The sequence below is a fragment of the Streptosporangium amethystogenes genome (assembly GCF_000721075.1).
Lineage (GTDB): Bacteria > Actinomycetota > Actinomycetes > Streptosporangiales > Streptosporangiaceae > Streptosporangium > Streptosporangium amethystogenes.
On record NZ_JOEQ01000130.1, the window covers coordinates 1 to 843 of the forward strand.

Below are 843 nucleotides of genomic sequence, written 5' to 3' on the forward strand. Positions count from 1 at the left end.
CCCACCCCCGGATGCGCCACCAGCACCGCCTGGACCTCACCCGGCTCGATCCGGAAACCCCGAACCTTCACCTGCTCATCGGCCCGGCCCAGATACACCAACCGACCCCCGGCATCCCACCGCGCCACATCCCCCGAGCGATACATCCGCTCACCCACACCACCGAACGGACACGCCACGAACCGCTCAGCCGTCAACCCCGCCCGGCCCACATACCCGCGCGCCAGACCGGCACCGGAGATGTACAACTCGCCCGCAACCCCCACCGGGACCGGCCGAAGACGCCCGTCCAGCACATACAGGCGGGTGTTGGCGATCGGACGACCGATCGGCACCGACTCACCCACCACCTCCCCCGCCCGCACCTCATGAACCGCACACCCCACCACCGTCTCGGTCGGCCCATACTCATTCACCACCACCGCACCCGGCGAACGTCCCAACCATTCACGCACCACCGCACCCGGCAGCGCCTCACCACCCACCACCCACACCCGCGCCGACCCCGCCGCCTCCTCATCGGTAAGCATCTGCCCCAACACCGGCAAATGCGCCGGAACCACCTTCACCACCCCGAACCCACCACCACGGCGAACCACCTCCGCCAAACCTTCCGCTCCACCCTCGACACTCACCACCACCGGCGCCCCGCAGATCAACGGAACCACCACACTGGTCACCGTCAGATCAAACGCCAGCGACGAATGCAACGGCGCACCACCACCGCTTACGGCCATCCCATACGCCTGCGCCGCCCACCGCGCATAATTGACCAACCCCCCATGAGTGACCGCCACCCCCTTCGGCCGCCCCGTCGACCCCGACGTATACATCACATACGCC

1 protein-coding gene is annotated in these 843 nt (G+C 68.1%); it reads right to left on the bottom strand.

All coding sequences use genetic code 11. From position 1 onward, the window contains the following. A partial coding sequence (locus tag IG98_RS0143930) for an AMP-binding protein (protein WP_245651980.1) occupies window positions 1-833 on the bottom strand: 833 nt, incomplete at its 3' end. Window positions 834-843: the final 10 nt, after the last annotated feature.